The organism is Leminorella grimontii (assembly GCF_039789245.1).
Taxonomy (GTDB): domain Bacteria; phylum Pseudomonadota; class Gammaproteobacteria; order Enterobacterales; family Enterobacteriaceae; genus Leminorella; species Leminorella grimontii.
On sequence record NZ_CP146357.1, the window covers coordinates 1110686 to 1131090 of the forward strand.

Here is a 20405-nt window from a genome sequence, read left to right on the forward strand (position 1 = left end):
TTGTTCTTACTCCAGTTCCGCCATCAGTTTCACCAGATGCTCAACGGCTTCTTTTTCGTCTTCACCTTCGGCAGAGATGGTGACCACGGTACCCTGAGTCAGGCCTAGAGTTTGCAGTTTGAACAGGCTTTTAGCGCTGGAACTTTTGCCGTTGGAGGTTACGGTGATATCAGAAGTAAACGCCTTGGCTTCTTTTACAAACTGAGCCGCAGGGCGGGTGTGCAGGCCATTCGGAGCGGTAACGGTAACGTCTTGCTGGTACATAGTGTTCCTCAACTTGGTTAGTGAAGCGCTGGTGCTATAGCACTTAAGTTTAGCCTAATTTTCATTGGTTCCCGCCCCGACATTGTGAAAAATGACGTTGGCTCGCCAACGGGTTAACAGAGGGATGTCCTGCTTTACGACGCGCCCGTGCATCAGAGAGACACTTTTGGACGTCCTACGTCCAGAAATCGCACTTTCTATCTTCAACGTCGAAGGTAAAAAGATTTAATTCGCGCATCGAAAAAATTAGTAGCTTGATACTTTTCACCGACGAATAAATCAAATGTTAGTGTGAAAAATCGAGATCCAGCGCACATAAAATGCGCTTTTTTGTTCGTTTTTAACTTTTCCGCAGGCTGTTTTTGCCAAAGTTTGTTGTGGCCGACAAACGCGCGAAAAAGAAAACGCCCTGGCGATAAAGCCAAGGCGTAGTGGAGCTTTCAGTCTGGTGAGCGCTTGCTACTGTTGAAGCTCTTGCTCTGTGAACAGGCCTGCAAACAGCGGCGTGCTTAAATAGCGTTCACCGGAAGAGGGCAGAATGACCACGATGTTCTTATCCGCGAATTCGGGGAGCTTCGTCAGACGAATGGCGGCAGCAACGGCCGCGCCGGAAGAAATGCCGGCCAGAATGCCTTCTTCATCCATCAGACGGCGAGCGGTTTCAATGGCCTCTTCGTTGGTAATCTTCTCTACACGATCGATAAGGCTCAGATCGAGGTTGCCGGGAATAAACCCTGCGCCGATGCCTTGAATCTTGTGCGGGCCGGGCTTCAGCGGCTCTCCCGCCAGCGCTTGGCTAATCACCGGCGAGTCGGTTGGTTCAACGGCGACGCTGATAACGCTCTTTCCTTTGGTTTTCTTGAGATAACGGCTAACGCCGGTCAAAGTGCCGCCGGTGCCGACGCCGGCGATAAACACGTCTACGTCGCCACCGGTATCTTCCCAAATCTCCGGCCCGGTGGTTTTCTCATGGATTTCCGGGTTAGCGGGGTTGTTAAACTGCTGCAGGAGGATAGTGTGTTCAGGATCGGCTGCGACCAACTCTTCCGCTTTTTCGATCGCGCCCTTCATGCCCTTGGCGGCTTCGGTTAAAACCAGATTGGCGCCCAGCGCTTTTAACAGCTTACGGCGCTCCAGGCTCATTGATTCTGGCATAGTGAGCGTTAACTTATATCCACGGGCCGCGGCGACAAACGCCAGCGCTATGCCGGTATTACCGCTGGTAGGCTCGACGATTTGAACGCCTTTTTTCAAAATGCCACGCTTTTCTGCATCCCAAATCATATTGGCGCCTATGCGGCACTTGACGCTGAAGCTTGGATTTCGAGATTCAACCTTCGCCAGGATTTTCCCGTTGCCCAGGCGATTTAGACGCACCAGAGGGGTGTGACCAATAGTCTGTGAGTTGTCTTCATAGATCTTTGTCATGGGTTATCCTTTTAAATTTGATAGGTTTTTATCACAATACCTACAGCATAGCGATAAAATCAGGATAGGGAAGGAAGGAATCGGTATATCGATATGTGATTAGGGAATATATAAGCAATAAGATAAGAGGGACGGTTATAAGGTGAATTCATGCTTACCTAAGTATGAATGAAGGCTAATGCGTTGTCATCCTTAGGGTTTAAGCAGATGGCTGGCCCTTATAGTAAATAAGAAATATGGCTTATTATTACTTTTCATTTAATAAACAAATGATATGAGTTTGTTAATGCTTAGCCTATTTTTAATATTAAATCAACGGGTTATTTTTGTTTTTAGTCTGTTGTCAAAATGGAGCTTGCTTGCGATTGAGGGGTAAGCGCGTATAATTAGCCGACATTAATGCGGCGTAATCTCTTGTTAGTGTATGTATGAAAGATTGCGTTATCGCTTTGTCTATTGGCTCTCGGGGGACTCTACCAACGCAAGCCAGTAGCGGAGCTACGCCCTTTTTACTGCCTCTTTGGGAGCCTGACCCAAGGGCGGTAGCGTGTCTAAAAAATATTATGTTCGTTTAGTCGCTTTCTTTTTCCTTGATTAATTGGATAAGTTCAATGAGCAATAAAGAGCCTTCCCAGACAGTGGTTTCCCAGCCTATTAATTATTCTGAATACCAGTTGCGAAACCGAGATGAAATCGATCTGTTTGAGTTAATGGCCCAACTGTGGAAGAAAAAATTGTGGATACTTGGCTGTATGTTCGCAACGACGCTGATAGCCGGTATTTATGCCTTTACTGCGAAGGAGCAGTGGACGGCAACCGCGGTCATTAATGTGCCGACGTTTAGTACTATGGCTAATTATTATCAGGGGTTTCGGTTGGTGGAAGGGGATGTAGATAAGCCGACTCCATCGGAAGAAGTTTCTACTAAGTTATTCCAACAGTTCGTTAGTTTGGCTGCATCTTATAATGAAGTCAGTCGGTTTGTTCAAAATAGCAGCTATTTTAAAACCCTGTCTGAAGGGATGACTGCACAGGAGCAATCCCGTTTGTTAGAAGAGATCGTTAATAATATTAAATTTATCAAGGATAAGGAAAACCCATTTTATACGGTAAATTTTCCCGCTCGAACGGCAGAACAGTCTAAAAAACTATTGACCGACTATATGGTCATGGTGAATAAGAACGTCAGTAACATTCAGTATTCTCAACTAGCGGCCCAAATCGAGGGTAAAAAGCAAAGCGTTGGAAACCAGATGTCGTCTCTGAAAAAGATTGCGGAAGAACAGCGCCAGGAAGAGATTGAAAACGTAAAGATGGCGTTAACTATTGCAGAAAAGGCCAATATCCAAAAGCCGGAAACGGCGGGTTTGGCAAAGCTGGATAACTCGAATATGTTCCTGTTAGGGAAAGATGCGCTGATGGCGATGTCGGACTCTATTGCTAAGCAACCGCTAGTGCTGAGCGATAAATATTACGGGCTGCAGGGGCAGTATATGGCTTTAATCGGTTTTAAGGCCGGCGATGAGAATGCGCAGGCGTTTAGTTATTTGAAAAGCCCTGCTGAGCCAGTGACTAAAGATAAGCCGAAGAGGGCGTTGATTTTGGTGCTGGGGGCGCTGCTTGGGGGCATTTTAGGAGCGGGGATTGTGTTGGGGAAGGAAGCCATTGTGTCTGCTAAACAGAGTAAGTTTGTATCTAATTAGATATTTAAGAGATCGTAGTTAATGAATATCCTACTTTTTGGTAAAACAGGGCAAGTGGGCTGGGAACTTCAGCGGGCATTGGTGCCACTAGGTAATTTAATTTCGCTTGATGTCAACTCCAGAGAGTATTGTGGCGATTTCAGTAATCCAGAAGGGATTGCTGAAACCGTACGGGCTATCAAACCGAATGTGATCGTCAATGCGGCAGCATATACTAATGTTGATAAAGCTGAGTCCGAGCCGGAGTTTGCTCAACTTTTAAATGCAACAAGCCTAGAAGCTATAGCTAAAGAAGCTGAGAAGATCGGTGCATGGGTGATTCATTATTCCACTGACTATGTATTCCCAGGGAATGGTGAAACGGCATGGCAAGAAGAAGATCTTACAGCGCCACTAAACGTTTATGGGCAAACAAAACTGGCAGGTGAAAAAGCTTTACAATATCATTGCCCAAAACACTTAATTTTTCGTACAAGCTGGGTTTATGCAAGTAAAGGAAATAACTTTGCTAAAACGATGTTGAAGTTGGCGAAAGAGCGTACTGAAATTTCTGTTATTAACGATCAGTTCGGCGCACCAACAGGAGCTGAGTTATTGGCTGATTGTACCGCGCATGCGATTCGCGTTGCATTGATGAAACCAGAAGTAGCAGGTCTTTATCACTTAGTTGCCGGCGGTACGACAACTTGGTACGACTATGCGGCACTGGTTTTTGAAGAGGCGCGTCATGCAGGTATCGAACTGACTCTGAAAAAGCTACATGCTGTTCCAACAAGTGCATATCCAACACCTGCTCGTCGACCAAATAATTCACGCCTGAATACAGAAAAATTCCAGAAGAATTTTGGTCTGGTTCTTCCTCAATGGGACATGGGTGTGAAACGAATGTTAAATGAACTATTTACAGCTACACCTATTTAATAAAAATATCTGGGTTCAATTATGGTGGGCTAAAATTTCAGTAATTAGAATTTTCTTATTTAAACAAAAATTGTGTATTAATAAATCTAAGAAATATTAGGCTTTACCGTCATTATTAATGAAAAATATTTATGGATAATACCGATTTAAGAGGGTTAAAGGTTATTAGGCAATGAATGTAATAAAAACGGATATTTCTGATGTTTTAATATTGGAGCCACGAGTTTTCGGTGATGAACGTGGTTTCTTCTTTGAAAGCTTTAATCAGCGAGTTTTTGAAGATACTATTGGGCGAAAAGTTACCTTTGTTCAGGATAATCACTCAAAATCTAGTAGAGGTGTTTTAAGAGGTTTGCATTTTCAAAAGGGCGAATATGCGCAGGGTAAGCTCGTTCGCTGTGTTGCTGGTGAAGTGTTTGACGTCGTCGTCGATATTCGTAAGGGATCCCCTACCTTTGGAAAATGGGTTGGGGTGTATTTATCGGCAGAAAATAAGCGCCAGCTATGGATCCCTGAAGGCTTTGCACATGGCTTTCTTACCCTCAGTGAAACAGCTGAATTTCTTTATAAAGCAACCAACTACTACGCGCCAGCGAGTGAGGGAAGTATTCTGTGGAATGATAAAACAATTGGCATTGAATGGCCTATTACTCAGCCACCTGAATTATCAGCAAAAGATGCAGTCGCTCCCCAATTTCATCAGGCTTCATTATTTGAGTAGAAAATAATCGTGTCTCATATTATTAAGATATTCCCATCGAGCGTTGAGTTTTCTGGCAAGGAAGATGAGTCTATCCTTGATTCCGCTCTTACAGCAGGCATTCATCTTGAGCATAGCTGTAAAAATGGTGATTGTGGGGTTTGTGAGTCTGAACTCTTAGCAGGCGAAGCTGTTGATTCAACTGGCAGAGTATTTGGCCAAGGCGAAAGAATTTTGACCTGTAGTTGTAAACCTAGGACAGATTTACAATTACAGGCTCACTACTTTCCTGAATTGGCAGGGCAGGTAAAGAAACTCGTACCCTGTAAGGTTAGTAGTAGTTATCTCGTATCAGACGACGTGATGAAGCTAAAGTTACGTGTACCACCAACTGCGAATATAGGATTTCTACCAGGGCAGTATGTTGATCTTCAATATAAAGGTGTAACTCGTAGCTACTCTATTGCCAATAGTAATGAAAAAGAAGGTATTGAGTTACACATAAGAAATGTTCCTAATGGTCAAATGAGTTCGCTAATTTTTAGCGGTCTACAAGAAAATACCTTAATGCGAATTGAAGGTCCTTGTGGGACATTCTTTATCAGAGACAGTAATAGGCCAATTATTTTCTTGGCCGGTGGTACAGGATTTGCTCCCGTTAAGGCAATGGTAGAACATTTAGTGCAAAAGCAAACGACTCGTGAGATCTATATCTATTGGGGAATGCCGCGAGCTAAGGACTTTTACTCGACATTACCCAATGAATGGAGTGAACAATATAAAAATATTCACTATATTCCAGTTGTCTCTGATGATGATCAGACGTGGGATGGGCGAAAAGGATTCGTCCACCATACGATAATACAAGATTTTGATTCTCTTGAACCCTTTGATATATATGCATGCGGATCGCCTGTGATGATCGATGCTAGTAAAAGGGACTTTATAGCAAAAAATTTATCTATAGATAATTTCTATTCTGATGCTTTTACTGCATCCAGATAATATAAAGGGTTAAACATGAAAGCGGTGATTTTAGCTGGTGGGCTTGGCACCAGATTAAGTGAAGAGACGATTGTAAAACCAAAACCGATGGTTGAGATCGGCGGAAAGCCGATTCTTTGGCATATCATGAAAATGTATTCCTCCCATGGCATTAGAGATTTTATTATCTGCTGTGGCTATAAGGGATATGTTATTAAAGAGTATTTTGCCAACTACTTCTTACATATGTCCGATGTAACGTTCCACATGGCCGAAAACCGTATGGAAGTCCACCATAAGCGCGTTGAACCTTGGAACGTGACGCTTGTTGATACTGGCGATGCATCGATGACCGGCGGGCGCTTAAAGCGTGTTGCTGAGTATGTGAAGAATGATGAAGCGTTTTTGTTTACCTATGGTGATGGCGTCGCAGATCTTGATATTAAAGCAACTATTGATTTTCATAAGGCGCATGGCAAAAAAGCAACCCTGACCGCAACCTTTCCTCCAGGACGCTTTGGTGCATTGGATATTCGTGGTGGCCAGGTTCAAGCCTTTCAAGAAAAGCCGAAAGGCGATGGTGCCATGATCAACGGCGGCTTCTTTGTGCTCAATCCTTCTGTTATCGACCTCATAGAGAATGATGCTACAACCTGGGAGCAGGAACCTCTGATGACCTTGGCCAAACAGGGGGAACTCATGGCTTATGAGCATACCGGTTTCTGGCAGCCAATGGATACTCTACGCGATAAAACCTATCTTGAAGGGCTGTGGGAAAAGGGTAAAGCTCCCTGGAAAAGCTGGGAGTAATAGAATGATTGATAAAAACTTCTGGCAGGGGAAACGAGTGTTTATTACGGGACATACCGGCTTTAAAGGTAGTTGGTTGTCACTCTGGTTAGCGGAAATGGGAGCTACGCTAAAAGGCTACTCATTGGTTCCACCAACTGAGCCAAGTTTGTTTGAGATTGCTCGTATTAATGATCTGATGGAATCAGAAATTGGCGATATTCGTGATTTTGAAAAGCTACGTAATTCTATAGCGGCTTTTAAGCCAGAAATTGTTTTTCATATGGCGGCACAGCCGTTAGTTCGCCTGTCTTATAAAGAACCTATTGAAACCTATTCAACTAACGTGATGGGTACCGTACACCTGCTCGAAGCGGTAAAGCAGGTTGAGGACGTGAGGGCTGTTGTCAATATCACTAGCGATAAATGTTATGAAAATCGTGAGTGGGTCTGGGGATATCGTGAAAATGAAGCGATGGGTGGTTACGATCCTTACTCAAATAGTAAAGGTTGCGCGGAACTGGTTGCTTCGGCTTTTCGTAACTCTTTCTTCAATCCTGCGGCCTATGACAAACACGGAGTGGGCCTCGCATCAGTAAGAGCGGGTAACGTGATTGGTGGCGGTGATTGGGCCGAGGATCGTCTGATTCCAGATATTTTGCGGTCTTTCGAGAATAATCAGCAAGTTGTTATTCGTAATCCTCATGCAATTCGTCCGTGGCAGCATGTTCTCGAACCGCTTTCTGGATATATTGTTGTCGCCCAGCATTTGTATACTGAGGGAGCAAAATATTCGGAGGCATGGAATTTTGGCCCTCGTGAAGAGGATGCGAAAACGGTCGAATTTATTGTCAATGAGATGGTATCACTATGGGGGGAAGGCGCCAGCTGGTTATTGGACGGTGAAAACCATCCGCATGAAGCGCATTACCTCAAACTGGATTGCTCAAAAGCACATATGCAGTTAGGCTGGCGCCCGCGTTGGGGACTAACCGAGACACTTGGTCGTATTGTTGAATGGCACAAAGCATGGATAAACGGCGCAGATATGCTGGCTTGTTCAAAGCGCGAAATTCATGACTATATGACAACCACTATTAACTAAAGTAGATAAGTAACAGGAATCAGAGTAATGACAGCAAATAGCCTGCGCGAGCAAATTTCCCAACTCGTTGCCCAATATGCAGATGAGGCACTCAGCCCTAAGCCTTTTGTTGCGGGTAGCAGCATTGTACCTCCTTCAGGAAAAGTTATTGGTGCGAAAGAGTTACAGCTGATGGTGGAGGCCTCTTTAGACGGTTGGCTCACTACTGGCCGTTTTAATGACGCTTTTGAAAAGAAACTGGGTGAATTCATTGGTGTTCCGCATGTTTTGACCACAACCTCCGGCTCGTCCGCAAACTTACTTGCACTGACTGCGTTGACCTCGCCTAAACTGGGCGACAGAGCCTTAAAGCCGGGTGATGAAGTCATTACTGTAGCTGCAGGTTTCCCGACTACGGTAAACCCGACGATCCAAAATGGTTTGGTTCCTGTTTTTGTTGATGTTGATATTCCTACATATAATGTCGACGCTTCTCTTATTGAAGCTGCAGTAAGTGAAAAATCAAAAGCGATTATGATCGCGCATACGCTGGGGAATACCTTTGATTTGACGGAGGTTCGCCGTATTGCAGATAAATATAATTTGTGGCTGATTGAAGATTGCTGTGATGCGCTTGGTTCGACTTATGACGGTAAAATGGTAGGAACTTTTGGCGATATTGGTACCGTCAGCTTCTATCCTGCTCACCATATTACTATGGGAGAGGGGGGGGCTGTATTTACCAAATCTGGCGAGTTGAAAAAGATAATCGAATCCTTCCGTGATTGGGGACGTGATTGTTACTGTGCGCCAGGATGTGATAACACCTGTGGTAAGCGTTTCGGGCAACAGTTAGGCTCATTGCCGTTTGGCTATGACCATAAATATACGTATTCACATCTGGGTTATAACCTTAAGATTACGGATATGCAGGCGGCATGTGGCTTAGCACAGTTGGAACGTATTGAGGAGTTCGTTGAAAAACGCAAGGAGAATTTTGCTTATCTGAAGCAGGGGCTACAGTCTTGTGCTGAGTTTCTAGAACTGCCCGAAGCAACTGAAAAATCCGATCCCTCGTGGTTTGGTTTCCCTATTACACTGAAAGAGACCAGCGGTGTTACTCGTGTTGATTTGGTTAAGTTTCTTGATGAAGCTAAAATTGGTACTCGCTTGTTGTTTGCGGGTAACTTAACGCGTCAGCCGTATTTTGCTAATGTAAAATATAGGGTTGTGGGAGAGTTAGCGAATACGGATCGTATTATGAATCAGACTTTCTGGATTGGTATTTATCCTGGGTTGACGAACGATCATCTAGACTATGTCGTGAGTAAGTTTGAAGAATTTTTTGGATTAAATTTCTGAGTCTATTAGGGTGGTAAGAACCAGAGTTTTTCTGGTTCTTTTGGTTTTGAGGTTACTATGAAAGCTTCTGATGCAATCGCTGAAGTACTGAGTGCGAATGATGTTGAATATGGTTTTGAGTTAATTGGTGGGATGATTACCCATCTTGTCGATAGCATTAATGTATTAGGTAAAACTAAGCTTATATCTTTACATCATGAACAAGCAGCAGCATTTGCAGCAGGGGGCGTCGCAAGAGCGACAGGTAATCAGAAGTTGGGCTTGGCCTTAGGGACTAGTGGGCCTGGGGCTACAAATCTTATTACGGGGATAGCTGACTGTTGGTTGGATAGTTATCCATGTATATTCATTACTGGGCAAGTAAACACGAATGAGCTCAAGCAGGATAGAAAAATCCGGCAGCAAGGTTTTCAAGAACTTGATATTATAAGTATTGTTAAAAGCATTACTAAATTTTCACATCAAGTATTATATAAAGAAGAAATAATTCCTGTATTACAACAGGCAATAAATATTGCGCGAAGCGGACGTCCAGGCCCTGTCTTGATCGATATCCCGATGGATTTACAGCGAGCCGAATTGCCTGATTATGTGACGGACTATCTTGTTAAGGAAGAAGGGATATCTGATGATTTGAGTCAGGAAACGATAATCGGTGATAAATTTAATGCTGTATTTAATTTATTAGAAAAATCACATAGGCCTCTTTTTCTTATTGGAGGAGGGGCAATTAATGAACATAATTACAATGACTGGAAAAGGGCTATTTCAAAAGTTGGTATTCCACATATTAGTAGTCTGAAAGGTAGCGAAAGAACTTATGCAGATAATGGTTATTATGGCATGGTAGGAAGCTATGGCACGCGAACCGCTAACTTTGCTATTCAACACTGTGATTTGCTTGTTGTTCTAGGAAGCCGAATGGATGTAAGGCAAACCGGTGCGGATACGAGTGATTTTGCAAGAAATGCGAAAATAGTGCAGATAGATCTTGAAGAAGGCCAGTTAGAAAATCGCGTAAGTGCTGATGTAAGTATTTTGTCTCGATGTGAAGATTTTTTCCAAGAGCACTTAGAACTAATTGAAATAGCTTCTTATCGCTTAAATATAAAGAGTTGGCGTGACGAGTTGGACTCACATTGGAATGAAAATTATACAGATGAGTACTCCGAGTGGTCTATTAGCCCATTTCAGATATGTAGGTTATTAAATATAAGTTTTAATAATAGGCCCGTACATTATGTTACTGATGTTGGTAACAACCAGATGTGGGTCGCTCATTCATTATTAATTAATGAACAACAAGTAATCCATCATTCTGGTGGACTCGGTGCAATGGGATTTGCCATACCAACTGCAATTGGTGTAGCGTATGCTGCGAAGTGTCAGACAGTAATATTGACTGGTGATGGTGGGGCTCAGTTAAATATCCAAGAGTTAGATATTATTGCTAGAGAGCGACTGCCGATACTAACGATTGTTTTCAATAATCAATCATTGGGTATGGTTAGAGCCTTTCAGGAAATGTATTTTGATGGGCGCAATGATTCAACGTACTGGAGTGGATATAGTTCATCATTTAGTAGTATTGGTAAAGCTTACAATATTGAATCTTTTGCAACGGCTAGATTAGAAGAATTAGATATATATATTAATAAGTTTATCAAAGATCAAAAACCAATGCTTATTGAGATACTTATGAGCGATGCACGGGAATGTCGCCCTCGCTTGGCATTTGGTAATCCAATTGATAAGCAATATCCAGTAAGGTAATTTATGCGTTCAATTATTGATGATGATTTAAAATATGTAGAGAGCGCAATTTCCTCATGGGGGAAATTATCTGGGAAGCGAATCCTTATAACTGGAGCTAATGGCTTTATACCTGCATATATGGTTGAAACTATCGTATATTTGAATGAATGTCTGAATTTAAATGCAAAAGTAGTTGCATTGGTAAGAAATAAAGAAAAAGCGTTTTTTAGATTTTCACACTTGATAGATAGAGCAGAATTGGAATTTGTAGTACAGGATGTATGTGATCCAATTAAATTAGCTGAACCAGTTGATTTTATTATTCATGCGGCCAGCCAGGCTAGTCCGAAATATTATGGAGTGGATCCTATAGGAACTCTAACTGCAAATACTGTTGGCTCATATAATATTTTGATGTTTGCGGAGAAACAGAAAGAGTTAAAATCTCTATTATATTTTAGTAGTGCTGAAGTTTATGGTGATACAACTAATAATGAAGAGTATATAAAAGAACATGATTTTGGTTCACTGGACTGCATGACTCTGAGAGCGTGCTACGCCGAGAGTAAGCGTATGGGGGAAACGATGTGTAATTCATGGTACCATCAAAAAAATATCCCCACTAAAATAATTAGAATATTTCATACTTACGGGCCAGGAATGGATCTTGATGATGGACGTGTATTTGCTGATTTTGTAAAAAATATAGTAAATGGTAAAGATATTGAAATAAAAAGTGATGGTAAAGCTATCAGATCGTTTTGTTACCTTGCTGATACTGTTGTTGCAGCATTTAAAGTATTATTGGATGCGCCAAATGGTGAAGTATATAATGTTGGCAATGAGAGTTGCCAAACTGATATGAATCAGCTCGCCCATATTTTATCTGGTATCGTTAATAAAGATAATCTGAGAATAATACGAAATAGAAATCAAGAAAATGGATATTTGACTAGTAAAGTTAGCAGGATAGTCCCAAATACGGAAAAATTAAGATTATTAGGTTGGACTCCACAGTTCAATATTGAAAATGGTTTTTCTAGAACTATAAATTATTATAAAAATGATGATATTCTACTTTGACTGAGAATATTAGTTATTCGGGATATGGATTAACTTCGATATAACATCATTGCTGAGATTTATATAATAATAGATATGGCTGTATATGTTGAAAAAAATTGTTCGCAAACTTGATATTGATTTTGACATTGGAAATACTTTACTCTTAAGAATCTGGTCTACAGTATCAGGTGGGCTATTAGTATTAATGATACCAGTATTTCTTTCTTCTGCAGAGCAGGGCTATTACTTTACATTTTCCAGTATTATAGCAATGCAGGTTTTTTTTGAGCTAGGATTTAATTTTGTTATAACACAGATGATTAGCCATGAAATGGTCAAGGTATCATTAGTTAATAACAAGCTAGTAGGAAATGAAAATTCTATTAACAGAATATATTCACTTATTCGGATGCTTTTAAAGTGGTACAGTGTTGTTTCTATACTTTTTTTTATTGTAGTATTTTTTGTTGGTGTTCATTTCTTTTCGGTAAAGGGAAGTTTGTTAAGAGGTGATTGGATCATTGCGTGGACGCTGATTACATTATTCTCTGCCATTAATCTTTTCGTCAGCCCCTTTTTTTCTGTTCTTGAAGGTATCGGATTAGTGGGTAGGGTGGCACAAGTTAGATTATTTCAATCTATTCTTGGGTATTCATTATTAGCCTGCTTATTTCTTTTTCATTATAAGCTAAATGCATTACCTGCTATAAGTGGTTCTGCAGCATTGATAGGGCTTGGGTTTTTATTCCATCACTATTATCCTATATTATTTGGGCCCATAAAGAAAATAATTCATGATGAGAAGATATCTTGGCGACGTGAAATTTTTCCTTTTCAATGGCGCATGGCCTTAAGTTGGCTTAGTGGGTATTTAATTTTTCAATTGTTTAATCCACTAATTTTTGCAAACCAAGGGGCGATAGAGGCGGGAAGAGTGGGCTTAAGTTTGGCTATCTTTTCAACAATACTTACTTTATCTATAAGTTGGGTTAATGCAAAAGTTCCTGCTTTATCGAAACTTATTTCAGCAAAAAATAAGAAGGAAATAAATACTTTATTTGCCAATTTATTAATTAAATCTACAGCTGCCAATGTTTTTTTCTCAACTTCTTTTATCATTATGGTTTGTATTTTAAAGTACTATGAATTTTCACTTATTGAACGGTTGGTTAGTATAGATATTCTCATCATGATGGCGATAATAACATTGGTTAATCATATTATATATTGTTGTGCAACTTATATGAGGGCCCATAAAGAAGAACCCATGCTATTTAATTCTATTGTTACTGGTATTCTAGTTGGTCTGTCAGTCTATTTCTCATCCAAGGTTAGTGTGTCTGTTACTATCCTCTCTTACTTTTCAATTTTGTTCTTTATTTGTCTGCCATGGACAGTTGTGCTATTTAATAAATATTATCGTAAGAATAAGTTGTTCTAAAAAAAAGTAAGTTACTTAGAAAGAGTATTTTTGTAAAAACTTGTGGGTTTGAATGTTATATTACCTTATGTAATGATATATTTGAATTTTCATTATATTTTATAGTTACTGTAAAATATAATATAAGATCAATGATGAGAGCTGAATGCATGAGTGAGATTTTGTTATCGATTTGCATACCTACATATAATAGATATTTTTACTTGAAAAGATTGCTTGATTCTATATTGCCTCAGTTGGTGTGTGTTAAAGAAAAGATTGAGGTAATTATATCAGATAATGCATCTTCGGATGAAACGATTCATTTATGTGATGAATATGCTAGAGAGTATTCATTTTTTAGATATAGTCAAAATTCTAAAAATGAAGGACCTGATTATAATATACACAATGTTTTTAATTGTGCAACGGGGCGCTATGTTTGGGTTATAGGTGACGATGAAATAGTTATTGAGAATGCCATAAAGAATATAATCTTTCTTTTAGATAAGCATCAGCCAAATTTCATTTTCTTGAATAATATTGGTAATCTTAATTGTACTATCAATCATCCCTCTTCCAATCCTGTTAAGTACCTAGTGACTGATAATAGCGAAAGATTCTCAAAATTAATTGGTGTTTATGTCACTTTTATTTCAGGTTGTATAATAAATAAAAGTATTCTAGATATTAATAGTGATCATAAGAAGCTAATTGGAAGTTATCTCGTTCAGTTGTCATGGGTTCTCCCTTCACTGTCGCATAGAGGCGTACATATATTTGTCCAAACCCCTTTAATTATTGCTCAGCAAGACAATTCAGGAGGGTATAAATATGTTACTGTTTTTGCAATTAATTTTTTGGATATAATAAGGTCCTACTATAAAGATGGAAGTGCAATGTATAATAGTTTCTCGTTATCTACATTATTGCACTTATATCAGTTTCAATATAAAACAGCGATGAGTAATTATGAATATGAGAATAGTGATTCTTTGATGAAGAAGGCGTTTTCTTCTTCATATTTATATAAATATATTTTATTTCCTTTTGGTAAAATAAAGTTTGTTTATTTCTTGATAAGAAATACAATAAGAATTCGTCAGTTTTACCTCAAATTGTTTTTTAGGAAAATGAAAGTCTGTATTATTTCGTAGGGGGTCATTTGTTTGATATCTTTTTCTCTCTATTGGTGTTTGGTATTTTCTTTTTATTATATAAGATAAACAATCTTCTATATCCAAATAATAAATACGAGCTTGTTGTTTTTTTCTATATATTGTTGTGTAGTTATCATGACTATATTTTTATAAACTTGAAGGATCTTGGGCTTATAGATAATTATTCTATAGTGTCTTCTTGGCGTGAGATATTCATCATTTTATGTATCGCTATTCTATGTCTTAAAGTTTTTGTTAAGTTTTCGTTTAATAAGATATCTATTTATTTGTTTTTATTCATAATGTTATCTATTTTTCTTTTTGCTTGGGGGGTGAGTAATTCATATTTTATATTAGATATTGTCATAGGTTATCGTTCTTATTTAATTATTCCTCTTTCATTTCTCTTATTTATTACAATGAAAGTTAATATAAATACAGAAAGATTTATCCGTCTTGCGTGTTTACTAATTTTGGTACCTAATGTGGTTATGTCGGTTTATCAGTATTATGCTATCCATAATATAACCGATATCTGGTTTATTGATTTTTTTGTTAAGAATAATACTAATATACAGGAATGGGATTACTTTAGAGATGAGCGATTCAGACCTGTAGGCTTTTTCGTTAGTACGTTATCGCTATGTATTATGTCGATATTTTTTGTTGTATATAGTGCGGTAAATAGTTCTTTTTTTAAACTAAAGACAATATTAATATTGGTGTTAGGGTGCATACCGATCTATTTATCAAGTACTAGGGTATTCTATTTAGCCATTATCTATTTATTCTTAATTTTATTTTTGATAAAGACCTTGAGGAACTCTACGTTATCCTCTTCTCTGATATTTATCGGTGGTATTTTTGCACCAATAGTAACTTTAATAGTTATATATTATTTGGATTTAGATCCTTCATCTATGGGAAGAATTGATCAATGGCGTACTGTAATTAATTTTTCCATTGACCATCCACTAGGTAGTGGTTTGGGGGCCTTAGGCGTAGGGTTGGCAATTCGGCCTGATTCGTTGCTTATTGCATATATATACTTATTTGGTTTTATTTCTGTGGTTTTATATTTATTGATTTTATTATTTTTAGCATTCAGGTATATTTTTGTGGATAAAAAACTTACAATAGTCGCATTAATATTATGCTATATAGTTTGTTTTCAGTCTGTGGAGAATAGTTTTTATATACAGATGACTATTGTTTTATTTGCTAATAATTATGCTGGCTATAGATTTTATCGCAAGAGTTGTCTGTACAATAGAGGTTTTCAATGGAATTAAATCTAACAGTTTTGATTGTTATTTATAATAAACTATTAAGTGATTCTACTAGTTTATCCTCACTAATTAAGCATGGATTCTCTAATAAAAGAAATATAAATATTATTATATGGGATAATTCCTCGGATGATATTATTAGGAATAATAATCTGAGGCTATCAAGTGAATTTAATATAAAATATATATTATCTAACACTAACACATCTCTTAGCGTTGTTTACAATGAAGTGATAAGCAATGAGGATTCAGACTATTATATTATATCCGATGATGATTCAGATTATAGCTCGGAATATTTGAATTCTTTAGAGGAGGTTTTTAGTAAAAGAATTTTAATTGCGATACCGAAAATTTATGCTAATGGGATACTATTTAGTCCAGCTTTGCTGGGGGCGGTGGTTGGAAAACATTTGAGTGATATTAATCCCGGATTTCATAGCGATATAATTGGTGTAATGAGTGGGACTATTATTTCAAAGGAAATAAAAAGCATATTTAATAAATCAGATGTTTTCGATGAGAAATTAAGTTTTTATGGTGTTGATACTGATTTCTTTCTATCACTTTCTAAGTATAAGATTCCGATTTATGTCTTAGATTGCAGTATTGAACATGATTTAGCTATGTGCAATAAATCTTATAAGTCCTCAGAGTTATTTAACTTTAGATATAAAAATAGTAAGTTAGCTACTTTTTATATAAATAGAAAGAGGTCTTATTTAAATTATTTTTTAACGTTTTTATATTATTTTCTTTATGAAACAAAGTGTTATATTAAAAAAATGTTTCATTGAAAGCTTAAGATATAGCTAATTTTTCATTCTAATATCTGATAAGGCTAAATGTATTTGTAGCGATAATAGATCTAAAATTATTGGAAATAGAAAAGACCTTGTAATAGGTTGGATGGCAAAAGTGGAGCCCAATGTTATTATCCATACTGATTGTGATAATTAGTGACGGGTGTAGCATTGGATTTTATGAAGGAAATAAAATTGGACTATTACTGGGTGAATACTCAGCAATAAGGAAAGGTTAGTTCATTGGTTGCTCAAGGTATATAAGAATTGGTGAAAATGTTATTACTGGCCCTTATCTAACAATGATTGCCGAAAATCATATCTTTTCAGATCCTAATATCTCTATTAAAAAACAAGGTGTTTCAGTTGGAACTATTACAATTGAGGATAATGTCTGGAGCAGTTGTAATGTAACAATAGGTTCTGGCTCAGTAGTTGCTACTGGCTCAGTTGTAAATAAATCATATCCACCGAATTCGCTTATTGCAGGTGTTCCAGTCAAACTAATTAGGAAAATTTAGAATGCTAGGGGAAAATTCACCATATAAGGATCACTTTTATTTTGTACATTTATATGATGATTTTAGTGGGAGTCCACGCGTTTTAAGCGAAATGGTTAAAGTTATTGATGGTAATAAAACGTTAATAACTAGTAATACCGATGGAATACTATCAAGACTGTCAGGTGTTAATATATTTAAATTTAATTATAAAATCGAAACATCTAAAATTAAAAAAATTCTATTTTTCTTTTTTGCAAATTTTAATATATTTATAATTCTTTTTCGTCAATTATTAAAAAATAGGAAGAAAGATAAGCGTCAAATTGTTATTGTTAATACAATGCTTCCTTTTGGTGCACTATTAGTTGCGCGGCTTTTTACTACAAATACTATTTTATATTTACATGAAACATCAATAAAACCAGCTCTCTTAAAAAATTTTTTGAGGTTTTGTATTTCTAAATGTGCAAAAAATATTATTTATGTTTCTAACTATTTGAATAAAAAAGAGAATTTTTATAGAATAAAAAGTAAGATAGTTATCTATAATCCAATAAGCCCTATACTTATAAATAAAGAAATTGATTTTGAATATAAGTTCAATGAACGGAATATTATATTCCTATCTTCTTTAGTTCCTTATAAAGGTATAAATGATTATATAAAAATTGCTCACCTTTCATATAATGAGGGAAGCAATATTACATTTAATCTAGTATTAAATTGTACTGCTGAGCAATTTAATTTATTCAAGGTTAATACATGTTTACCTAGTAATGTTTGTATCTATAACAGGCCGAATAATCTTAAAGAAATATATTATAAATCTTCTTTTGTTTTAAATCTTTCCAATCCAGAACTATGGGTCGAGACATTTGGTCTAACACTTGCTGAAGGAATGGCTAATGGTTTAATACCTATTGGGCCTAAAGTTGGTGGCCCTGCTGAAGTTATTAATGATAAGTGCGGTTTTCATTTTTCTCATTATGAACATGATCTTATACTGCAAAAAATTAATTACTTATTAGCCAATAAACATGAGTATTTGTGTTATGCTGAGAATGCCTTGAAATGTAGTAAAGAATATACGATTGATACTTATGCCAATTCATTGAATGATTTTTTAAAGAACATTAAATAAACTATTATGAAGAAGATAGCGATTGTAGGTACTGCAGGTATCCCTGCTTGTTATGGTGGTTTTGAAACGTTGGCAGAGAATTTAATTAAGTATTCAACTGACAATTGTAAATATACAGTATATTGTTCCGGAAAAATTTATTCAGAAAGAAAAGAAAGTTATAATGGCGCATGCTTACAATATATTAATTTAAATGCAAATGGAATCGAAAGCATACCATATGACATTATATCTTTATTGAAGTCGCGTAAGTTCGATATAATACTTATATTAGGCGTGTCTGGATGTATAATTCTTCCCTTATTAAAATTATTTACTAGTGCAAAAATAGTAACTAATATTGATGGATTAGAATGGAAAAGAGATAAGTGGTCAAAATCTGCTCAATTCTTCTTGAAATTTTCCGAAAGGCTTGCGGTAAAATATTCTGATGTAGTAATTGCCGATAATCAAAAAATAACAGAGTATGTAAAGGAACAATATAATATTGTTGCTAGAACTATTCCTTATGGCGGTGATCATGTTTTGAGAGGAAAGGAATTAAATACTAATTATAAAGATCATCAAGGGTATTTTTTAACAATATGTCGTATTGAGCCTGAAAACAATATTGATATGATCCTTAAAGCTTTTTCTGAAACATCCCTACATATTAAATTTGTAGGAAATTGGCGTGCTAATAAATATGGGCAAGATCTTCTAAGTAAATATTCAGAATATAAAAATATTGAGATGCTTGATCCTATATACGATCTTGATGTTTTATTTTCTTTGCGAGCTAACTGTTGCGGCTATGTGCATGGCCACTCTGCTGGGGGGACAAACCCTTCTTTAGTAGAGATTATGCATTTTGCTAAACCTGTCTTTGCGTTTGACTGCTCATTTAATCGTTATTCAACAGAAAATAATTGTTTCTATTTTAGCAATGCACAAGATTTATCTGGGAAATTACTGGAAGAGAGCAATAATCAGAACGCGCTGGAACGTTGTGCTTCTGCAATGTATCGACTTGCTAATCAGAAGTACTGCTGGAAAGGTATTTCAAAGGCCTATGAGGATATTTACTTTGAGTAAGTGGTTTTATTTTTCACGTTAAAGATTACATTGCTGAACATCATATCTTTGAAATTCTTGCAAAAGAACTGCATTGTAACTTTATGTTGATATTCTAATTTATCATCGGTAAATGCTCAGATAAGAGCGGTTCTGCCGCTCTTACTTTTAGTGCAGTTTCCTTTATTTGTATTTGAGATTTATCACCCCACAAACCTCCCCCTATACCTCTCCACCCACATCGCCGTTGCCCCACAAACGGCGACCGGCATAATGAACAGGTTCAGGATCGGCACCATAGTAAACAAACTAACAACGGTGCCGAACTGAACGTTCCTCACCTTTTCCTGGCTCAACGTCAGCTTCATATCTGAAAAGCTTATCTTATGGTTATCGAACGGATAGTCGTTGTACTGAATGGACAGCATCCAGGCGCTGAACAGGAACCACAGCACGGGGAAGACCGTTTGGCCGACGCCGGGAATGAAATACAAAATCAAAAGCAGCAGGGCGCGGGGAAGGTAGTAAACCAGCTTAAGCCATTCGCGCTTCATGATGCGCGGGACGTCTTTCACCAACCCAAAGATGCCGGTGTCCGGCAGTGGTTTGCCCGTAAGCTTTGCTTCCAGTTGCTCCGCTAGCAGCCCATTAAAGGGAGCTGCAATCCAGTTGGCGATTGTGCTGAAAAAGTAGCCGAAAATAAGCAGAATCGATATAACGGCCAGCGGCCAGAGCAGGTAGCTAAGCCACTGCAGCCAGTCGGGAACGTAGCTCATCATCGCCGGGATCCATTCTCCTAGCTTACCGTAAAGCCACCAGAAAGCGCCGCCTACCAGAAGGATATTCACCAGCAGCGGCAGAACGACAAAGCGTCGAATGCCCGGCATCCTGACCAACTTGAAGCCTTGAGCAATGTAGTGAAAACCGCTTTTTTCAGGTAAATTTTGTCGAATTGAGTCTTGTGTCATGCGTTAAAGTTCC

The 20405-nt window shown here is 37.9% G+C and carries 18 protein-coding genes; 15 read left to right on the plus strand and 3 right to left on the minus strand.

Going from position 1 to position 20405, the window contains the following annotated elements:
* Nucleotides 1-6: 6 nt before the first annotated feature.
* Complete coding sequence (ptsH, locus tag V8L73_RS05305) at nucleotides 7-264, minus strand: phosphocarrier protein Hpr (RefSeq protein WP_027273961.1); 258 nt, start codon at nucleotides 262-264, stop codon at nucleotides 7-9.
* Between the two features lie 459 nt (nucleotides 265-723).
* Nucleotides 724-1692: a cysteine synthase A gene (cysK, locus tag V8L73_RS05310; protein ID WP_027273960.1), complete on the minus strand. Its 969-nt coding sequence runs from the start codon at nucleotides 1690-1692 to the stop codon at nucleotides 724-726.
* A gap of 611 nt (nucleotides 1693-2303) precedes the next feature.
* Here cysK and V8L73_RS05315 point away from each other — a divergent pair.
* From V8L73_RS05315 to V8L73_RS05385, 15 genes are all read left to right on the plus strand, one after another.
* Nucleotides 2304-3395: an LPS O-antigen chain length determinant protein WzzB gene (locus V8L73_RS05315; protein ID WP_347254293.1), complete on the plus strand. Its 1092-nt coding sequence runs from the start codon at nucleotides 2304-2306 to the stop codon at nucleotides 3393-3395.
* Nucleotides 3396-3416: 21 nt separating this feature from the next.
* The gene (rfbD, locus tag V8L73_RS05320) at nucleotides 3417-4316 is read left to right on the plus strand and encodes a dTDP-4-dehydrorhamnose reductase (protein ID WP_347254294.1); all 900 of its coding nucleotides are present in this window, start codon (nucleotides 3417-3419) and stop codon (nucleotides 4314-4316) included.
* 172 nt (nucleotides 4317-4488) lie between these two features.
* Entirely contained in the window at nucleotides 4489-5037 is a 549-nt protein-coding gene (rfbC, locus tag V8L73_RS05325; RefSeq protein WP_347254295.1) for a dTDP-4-dehydrorhamnose 3,5-epimerase, read from the plus strand.
* 9 nt (nucleotides 5038-5046) lie between these two features.
* Entirely contained in the window at nucleotides 5047-6021 is a 975-nt protein-coding gene (locus V8L73_RS05330; RefSeq protein WP_347254296.1) for a CDP-6-deoxy-delta-3,4-glucoseen reductase, read from the plus strand.
* A gap of 15 nt (nucleotides 6022-6036) precedes the next feature.
* On the plus strand, nucleotides 6037-6810 hold the full coding sequence (rfbF, locus tag V8L73_RS05335; protein ID WP_027273955.1) for a glucose-1-phosphate cytidylyltransferase: 774 nt from the start codon (nucleotides 6037-6039) through the stop codon (nucleotides 6808-6810).
* Nucleotides 6811-6814: 4 nt separating this feature from the next.
* Nucleotides 6815-7894, plus strand: a complete 1080-nt coding sequence (gene rfbG / locus V8L73_RS05340; protein WP_347254297.1) for a CDP-glucose 4,6-dehydratase — start codon at nucleotides 6815-6817, stop codon at nucleotides 7892-7894.
* A 27-nt stretch (nucleotides 7895-7921) separates the two neighbouring features.
* On the plus strand, nucleotides 7922-9235 hold the full coding sequence (rfbH, locus tag V8L73_RS05345; protein WP_347254298.1) for a lipopolysaccharide biosynthesis protein RfbH: 1314 nt from the start codon (nucleotides 7922-7924) through the stop codon (nucleotides 9233-9235).
* A gap of 57 nt (nucleotides 9236-9292) precedes the next feature.
* Nucleotides 9293-11008 (plus strand): thiamine pyrophosphate-binding protein, encoded by a 1716-nt coding sequence (locus tag V8L73_RS05350; protein ID WP_347254299.1) that lies wholly within the window; start codon nucleotides 9293-9295, stop codon nucleotides 11006-11008.
* 3 nt (nucleotides 11009-11011) lie between these two features.
* Nucleotides 11012-12073: an NAD-dependent epimerase/dehydratase family protein gene (locus V8L73_RS05355; protein ID WP_347254300.1), complete on the plus strand. Its 1062-nt coding sequence runs from the start codon at nucleotides 11012-11014 to the stop codon at nucleotides 12071-12073.
* 85 nt (nucleotides 12074-12158) lie between these two features.
* Entirely contained in the window at nucleotides 12159-13496 is a 1338-nt protein-coding gene (locus tag V8L73_RS05360) for a hypothetical protein (protein WP_347254301.1), read from the plus strand.
* A 149-nt stretch (nucleotides 13497-13645) separates the two neighbouring features.
* Nucleotides 13646-14632 (plus strand): glycosyltransferase family 2 protein, encoded by a 987-nt coding sequence (locus V8L73_RS05365; protein ID WP_347254302.1) that lies wholly within the window; start codon nucleotides 13646-13648, stop codon nucleotides 14630-14632.
* A gap of 8 nt (nucleotides 14633-14640) precedes the next feature.
* Nucleotides 14641-15927: a hypothetical protein gene (locus V8L73_RS05370; RefSeq protein ID WP_347254303.1), complete on the plus strand. Its 1287-nt coding sequence runs from the start codon at nucleotides 14641-14643 to the stop codon at nucleotides 15925-15927.
* Nucleotides 15918-16721: a glycosyltransferase family 2 protein gene (locus V8L73_RS05375; RefSeq protein WP_347254304.1), complete on the plus strand. Its 804-nt coding sequence runs from the start codon at nucleotides 15918-15920 to the stop codon at nucleotides 16719-16721. Before V8L73_RS05370 ends, V8L73_RS05375 begins: the two co-directional genes overlap by 10 nt.
* A gap of 528 nt (nucleotides 16722-17249) precedes the next feature.
* Nucleotides 17250-18371 carry a glycosyltransferase family 4 protein gene (locus V8L73_RS05380; RefSeq protein WP_347254305.1) on the plus strand — a complete coding sequence of 374 codons (1122 nt, stop codon included), beginning with the start codon at nucleotides 17250-17252 and terminating at the stop codon, nucleotides 18369-18371.
* A 6-nt stretch (nucleotides 18372-18377) separates the two neighbouring features.
* Nucleotides 18378-19445, plus strand: a complete 1068-nt coding sequence (locus V8L73_RS05385) for a DUF1972 domain-containing protein (protein ID WP_347254306.1) — start codon at nucleotides 18378-18380, stop codon at nucleotides 19443-19445.
* Between the two features lie 182 nt (nucleotides 19446-19627).
* Here V8L73_RS05385 and cysZ read toward each other — a convergent pair whose 3' ends face one another.
* Nucleotides 19628-20392: a sulfate transporter CysZ gene (gene cysZ, locus V8L73_RS05390; protein WP_347254307.1), complete on the minus strand. Its 765-nt coding sequence runs from the start codon at nucleotides 20390-20392 to the stop codon at nucleotides 19628-19630.
* Nucleotides 20393-20405: the final 13 nt, after the last annotated feature.